Annotated in this window: 8 protein-coding genes; 6 read left to right on the plus strand and 2 right to left on the minus strand. The window is 36.1% G+C overall.

Annotation, left to right across the window (positions count from 1 at the left end; translation table 11 throughout):
* Positions 1 to 8: 8 nt before the first annotated feature.
* Positions 9 to 548, minus strand: a complete 540-nt coding sequence (locus J7E77_RS31795; protein ID WP_374102988.1) for a CBO0543 family protein — start codon at positions 546 to 548, stop codon at positions 9 to 11.
* Positions 549 to 828: 280 nt separating this feature from the next.
* Positions 829 to 1,920 carry a low temperature requirement protein A gene (locus tag J7E77_RS18510; protein WP_214716317.1) on the minus strand — a complete coding sequence of 364 codons (1,092 nt, stop codon included), beginning with the start codon at positions 1,918 to 1,920 and terminating at the stop codon, positions 829 to 831.
* A gap of 73 nt (positions 1,921 to 1,993) precedes the next feature.
* On the opposite strand from J7E77_RS18510, the gene J7E77_RS18515 reads away from it, so the two are divergent.
* The 6 genes from J7E77_RS18515 to J7E77_RS18540 all read left to right on the plus strand — a co-directional run bounded on the left by J7E77_RS18515 (position 1,994) and on the right by J7E77_RS18540 (position 6,184).
* Complete coding sequence (locus J7E77_RS18515; RefSeq protein WP_214716307.1) at positions 1,994 to 2,548, plus strand: NADPH-dependent FMN reductase; 555 nt, start codon at positions 1,994 to 1,996, stop codon at positions 2,546 to 2,548.
* A 210-nt stretch (positions 2,549 to 2,758) separates the two neighbouring features.
* Positions 2,759 to 3,403 (plus strand): isochorismate family cysteine hydrolase YcaC, encoded by a 645-nt coding sequence (gene ycaC, locus J7E77_RS18520; RefSeq protein WP_214716308.1) that lies wholly within the window; start codon positions 2,759 to 2,761, stop codon positions 3,401 to 3,403.
* A 415-nt stretch (positions 3,404 to 3,818) separates the two neighbouring features.
* Complete coding sequence (locus tag J7E77_RS18525) at positions 3,819 to 4,007, plus strand: hypothetical protein (RefSeq protein WP_214716309.1); 189 nt, start codon at positions 3,819 to 3,821, stop codon at positions 4,005 to 4,007.
* Between the two features lie 37 nt (positions 4,008 to 4,044).
* Positions 4,045 to 4,194 carry a hypothetical protein gene (locus J7E77_RS18530; RefSeq protein ID WP_214716310.1) on the plus strand — a complete coding sequence of 50 codons (150 nt, stop codon included), beginning with the start codon at positions 4,045 to 4,047 and terminating at the stop codon, positions 4,192 to 4,194.
* 169 nt (positions 4,195 to 4,363) lie between these two features.
* Positions 4,364 to 4,921: a DUF4240 domain-containing protein gene (locus J7E77_RS18535; RefSeq protein WP_214716311.1), complete on the plus strand. Its 558-nt coding sequence runs from the start codon at positions 4,364 to 4,366 to the stop codon at positions 4,919 to 4,921.
* 288 nt (positions 4,922 to 5,209) lie between these two features.
* Complete coding sequence (locus J7E77_RS18540) at positions 5,210 to 6,184, plus strand: glycine-rich domain-containing protein (protein ID WP_214716312.1); 975 nt, start codon at positions 5,210 to 5,212, stop codon at positions 6,182 to 6,184.
* Positions 6,185 to 6,363 lie beyond the last annotated feature (179 nt).

The raw sequence follows: 6,363 nt of genomic DNA on the forward strand, positions 1-6,363 counted from the left end.
TTTAATAATTATTTCATCTTTAAAACTGGTATTTGAAAATAAAAAATTAGGAACATCGTGCACGAAATACAGAGTATCCATGCAAATAATGGTTTTTTATTATGAAGTATAATACCAATGAAAATAAAAAACCAAACAACCAATGACCACCAAAAATTCCATCCATTGTGATAAGACAAGAGTTTTAAAAATAAAAATATCGTCTCAATGAACGTAAATAAAATTGCCCAAAAGGAAATATAAACTAGTTGGTTAAAAAATTGTGCTTTGTATGGATACCGTGTGAGATAAACTAATATGATTAGGGGTAAGTTTGTAAAAGCTATAGAAAAATCAGCTAAGGTATGATTTGGAACTAAAAAAGCTTTATGGAAATACCATAAAGAGTGTTCATAAGTAATTATAGAGATAAAGAAGTCTACACTAATAGCAAAAATGATTGTAGGATAATATATCTTTAGGTTTTTCCAAATAGCAAATATCAAAGCTGAAATTAGGAGTATTACTGTAAATATCCAAGGAAAATATATCGTTAGCTTTGGTATCATTATGTTCCTCCTTAAAATCAGCGTACATATGGTATTTAGATTATGCCCATTTAAAAAGAAATTAGGTTAGTAGGGGGTAAAAAATGGGCAGAATATTACCATGAAAATTATTTGGATATTTGAAAAGGAATTTATGGAGGAATAAAATACGGGAGAGGAACTTCCATGTTTTAAATAGGAACTAAAAGGATTGCGTATTTTCCTTACATGGGGGACATGTATTCGAATTAGCTTGATAGGCATGCTTCAGGACCCCCATTATTAAATTTTCCGTATTTTATTAAGTGGTTGTAAATTTAGCATAGATGATAAAAAATAGAGTTAATTCTCCCATTATGACAATGTTTGGAACTACCATGATTAAATTAATAATAAAAAAGGCTGCTAAAATCCCTAAAAACAACCCTAAATGATAAATTTTCAGACGGTGTTGTTCATACCTGTATTGATGAAAAACAATGGTAGTTGAAATGAAATAGAGCAATACAGAACTAAATACAAAATATACGATAAATGAATAATGGACCTCATATAAAAACATCAGTTTGATAGATGCTGCAATCATGCTCAAAGACATTAGAATAAACAGATGTCCGTAAATAATAGTTTGTCCTGCCCCATGAATCGACTTATCTACCTTCTTTTCTACATTATCAAAATATTGCCACCACATCGAAATGATAAGTATAAATGAAATAATCGAAAATGAGATCGAATTCCAATCACCTTTTTGGGGCTGTAGTACAAATAGGGTGCTGACGACCGATTCTCCAAAAAGGATTAATGTCAATAAAGCAAATCGTTCTAATAAATGAGCCGTATTGGTCAGGGCTTTTACCAAATACCTGCGTCCGAAAACAGGCACAATAACATCTATAAAAATTCCTGCATATAACACGGCGTATCGAATCCATGAATCAAAAAAGATAGAGAGAAATGAGATGAGGACTCCAATCCCAAAACATGTTCCTAAAAACCGAGCAGCCGTTTTTCTATCCCCTTCTTCTAGATTCTGAACAACAAGATATTGAATTGCCGTTAGTGCCCTTACTCCAATATAGCCAATAAGAAAAGGGAGATAGTATTGATCAAAATCTTCCGATAAGCTGGATGTCATAACAAGGACAAATAACATTTGAAGAATTATAAAGATACGTTGATGCAAAAAATCTTGTCCAAACCGATTAATAAACATTGTTTGTCCAGTCCAAGACCACCATATCGGGATAAACATTAGAGCAAACTTTAATAGATATTCTGGATAAATATAACCTTTTTCAACATGAAGTAAAACATGAGTAGTAGTTGCAACTGCTGCCACAAATAGCAAGTCATAAAAAAGTTCTAACCAAGTCACCTTTTTTTCTACCATCACTGGAAATACCTCCTATAAATTATAAAATATGGTATTATTAAAGTTGATTTCAAACAAGGAGGGAATCTCTATGCCCAAAACCATCGGCCTTATTTGTGGAAGTTTACGAAAAAATTCTTATAACCGAATCCTTGCTCAATCATTGACAGATATGAGTGATGCCGCTCAATTTCGCTGGATCGAAATCAACGATCTTCCTTTGTTTAACGAAGATTTAGAAATTGGCGGTGATCCAGAAACAGTAACATCATTTAAGTCCGCTATTCAGGACGTTGACGGTATTATTATCGTTAGTCCAGAGTACAATTCTGGAATTCCGGGCGTGCTAAAAAATGCATTAGACTGGGCGTCAAGAACTCCGAAGTCCTCCGTTCTTAGAAGAAAACCGGTTGGCTTAATCGGAGCAACACCTGGGGGATTAGGGACTGCCTTTGCTCAAATGCAAATCAGACAAATATTAGAAGCAATGCAAGCTCAGGTTCTTCCATTTCAAAAAGTGCTGATTTCGCAAGTACATGAAAAGATTGACTCCGATCAGAAAGTGCTTACTGACGAAAAAACAAAACGATATCTTGAGCGTTATTTACAACAATTTATTCATTGGATCGATCACACTCCTTTTTAAATTAACCAAAGAATACAGAACATCATCAAGTAATTTTTTGTGATGATTTTTTATATATATAAATATTGTTGACAGTAAATAGTTTGTTGTCATTGGTTTATCTATAAACCTATAAAGTTCATAAACTGATTGTAACAAACGAAGGAGTTTAAGGTAAATTTGCCGATATATGAACTTTCTTCGATTCGGTATTTAAAGGAGGATTATAAAATGTCTGATCTCTATTCTCGTCTTTCCAAAGATGATGCTGCCGTTCTTCTAGTGGATCATCAAACTGGCCTTATTTCCGGCCTAGTGCGTGACTATGGTGTTGATGAATTCAAGAACAATGTTTTGGCTCTTGCTAACACCGCTAAGTTTTTTGATTTACCAGTTATTTTAACAACAAGCTTTGAAAACGGACCTAACGGCCCACTAATGCAAGAATTGGTTGAGATCTTTCCTGATGCGCCAAAAATAGCTCGGCCTGGACAAATTAACGCTTGGGACAATGAAGAATTTGTTAAAGCCATTGAAGAAACAGGTAAAAAACAACTAATTATAGCAGGAGTTGTTACTGATGTTTGTGTTGCGTTCCCGGCACTATCTGCTGTAAATGCTGGTTACGAAGTATTTGTTGTCACTGATGCTTCCGGAACGTTTAGCAAACAAGTAGCGAACGCGTCATTAATGCGTATGGCCCATGGTGGAGTACAGCTTATGAACTGGTTTAGCGTAGCGTGCGAATTACAACGCGATTGGCGCAACGACGTTGAAGGTTTTGGCGCTTTACTCTCTAGTCAACTTCCTGGTTATCAAAATTTAATTGGAAGCTATAGGGGAGCTCAGAGAGATCACGGCAAGCAGAATGACTAGATCAACAAAGGTCAACCTTGACATATAGTTAGCTATCCTCACCAACAAACGCGGATTTCATACGAAATTCGCGTTTTGCCATCAGGACCCCTTCTTCAACTAAACCAGCTAATAGTTTGTCAACATTTTTCAATAATAAGATTAATAACCTCCTGATATACTAAAATGTTTATGCAAATAACCTTCCGTTAAACCTTAATTGGAGTGTTTTGTTGTATTTAGTTAGATGTGGTTTTTAAACCAATATTGGAAAGTAGTTCTGCTTTTGTAAGGCGTAAATCCAATGTAAGAAAAATTAAGTACCTTCAATATTAGAAGGTATTTTTTTTCGGAAATGAAATATATAAAGTAACACAACCTTTGTTCTAAGATGTTTTCATCCTATTAACCAAATAATTTAAAGGGAGTGCGGTAAATGGTAAGTATGTTCATAGATAGTATTTGTCCAATATGCGGAGAGATCAATCAAGTGGAACATAAAGGGGAAAAAATTCTTATCGTAACTTGTAAGAATCACCATATGTATGACCATATCGTCATCCCGTATTCTCGAACCCATCCGATTAAGGATGAAAAACGGATTAAATTAGAAGAATGCTCGTAGAGAAAAAATTCCATCGTATGAGTGATAAATCAACGATATGTCTTCTTATTTTAATAATGGGTATGAAATTGAAGGACGTTCGACAGTTCGAGACGTTGCAGATTTTCGTACTGTAGTTGGTAAGGATAAGGCCTATGAACAAGCATTAAAGAAAGCGATGGTGGCCTTAGGGGCATACCTAGTATAATAGCGAATTATTAAAAAGAAGTAGAACCCTTAGAATGGCGATATTCCTTAACGGTATCGCAGTTTTTTTGATTGTAAATAAATTATGATACTTGATAAAATAGGAATTAATAAATATTTTTGGTAAAAGGAAAAACGGTAATATCTGCATATACTGGAGGGGTCATAGAGTGAATAAAACGGAATACTGGAATTTAATAGAGCAGTCCAAGTGTTACAAAGAAGACCAGGTTGAATGGTTAACAGAAGAACTTAGTAAGAAGTCGATAGATGAGATCGTGGATTTTGAGTTTATTTTCGAAGGTTACATGAAGGAAAGCTATCAATCTCATCTATGGGGTGCAGCCTATCTGATAATGGGAGGATGCTCTGATGATTCTTTTGATTATTTTAGAGGATGGCTCATTTCACAAGGACAAGAGGTATATGAGAAAACACTGAAGGAACCCGATTTTTTGGCAAATTATATAACTGATGAAAATTTGGGAGATGAAGGTGTTCCGGAATACGAGGATTTTCTAAATGTAGGTTTTGATGCCTATACACTGAAAAAGGATGGTGACCCAGAAGATTGGGATGAAGATTTGTATGACGAGATGCTAGAGTTGCTGTCTCAAAAGGGATTGGTAGATAATACAGAAATTGAATTTGATTGGGAAGACGAAGATGATCTAGAAGAGATGTTTCCAAACCTTTGGGAACGATTTGGAGAAGATCCTCTAGGTTAAGTCGCTCATTTGGAGGGACTGTAAGGTTAAGTGGTAGATTTTGGTTGGAAAATAGTGACTGCACTGCTTGTCATTGGTACATAAGGTCTAAAAAAACTAATCAAACGTTTGATTGAATCGCTGGAATCCTTGGTACGTATGGGCCGAATAAAATCAAAACCCAAAATTAAGCCTCAATAGGTTTAATTTTGGGTTATTTTTAGGACTCCACATAGGCGAACAGTGACAGTCACTGTTCGCAAATTTTAACACGTATTAAACTATTATAAAGTAAGGACGGTGATTCATTTGGTTGCAGGAATTGTAACTGCCGCTTTATTGCTAGCAGGAGTGGTTACAGGAGTAGTGGTACTAGCGGCAAGGAACCGACCTAAATTAGCGAAAGAAAATATACCTGAGCATTTGGGAGTGCTTACCCCTGTTCCTGTGACACCATTGCTTGAAAAATTAGATTCCGCCTTGAATTCAGACTATGTTGAACAAGTGAAGCAGCGTTTTCTTCAAGATAATCCGAAACGGACGGAAGATGAATTTGAATGGCGACTTTTTGAATTAAAGCGTTATTTATTGCTTGCAGCTATGTTAAAGGAAACGCCTATGTTCAGTGAAGAAGTGGATGATGTTTGGCATACGATGCTGCTTTTTACGCAAAAATATCAAACTTTTTCGGAGCGATTTGTTGGGAAAATGCTGCATCATACGCCTAATACTAGTCCAACTCCTGCACCACAGGAACGAGCTTTTTTTGATTGGGTGTTTTCACAGTTGTTTACGATCACTGAATTTAGTTGGAAATCTTGGGGAAGTTTTTTTAAATATCCAATTGATAAAAGGGTCTTACAAGAATTCAAGGAAGAAAGTAATGAATGGCTGATTAATAGATATTTTAAAGTTAATGAAGATAATAGGAATACAGTTGAGTATCTCGTCAGAAAAATGAAGCAGCAGGTAAGTGATGCGGAAGTTATGTATCAAGTGGACGAAAAAGGTCAGTTTGCTAAACAGAGAAGGTACGGTGAAATGACCAATCTGTCTCTTGTAATGGTGTTTTTCTCTTACTTTTATTTTGATGATTATTGGAAGTATGCGAGTGCGTATACGTATGCCAACGCGGCCAATTACACTAGCGGCTGCTCAACTGCCATCTTTTGCGGGACTGCTTCGGATGGTTCTGGTCATGGGGATGGAGGTCACGGAGGCGGTCAAGATGGAGGTTCAAGTTGCTCACGTTGTTCTAGTTGTGGTAGCGGATGTTCCTCTTAGGGTAAGCTTTAGTTCATAAAGCCCGTCCACCGAAAAATGGATGGTCACCGGTCGATAAGAGAGGTTCATAAAGCCTGTTCACCGGAAAATAAAGGGTCGCCGGTCGATAAGAGAGGTTTATAAAGCCCGTCCACATGAAAAAGGAGGGTCACCGGTCATGTACTGCACCCCAAAAGTTA

The sequence above is a fragment of the Bacillus sp. ISL-77 genome (genome assembly GCF_018613105.1).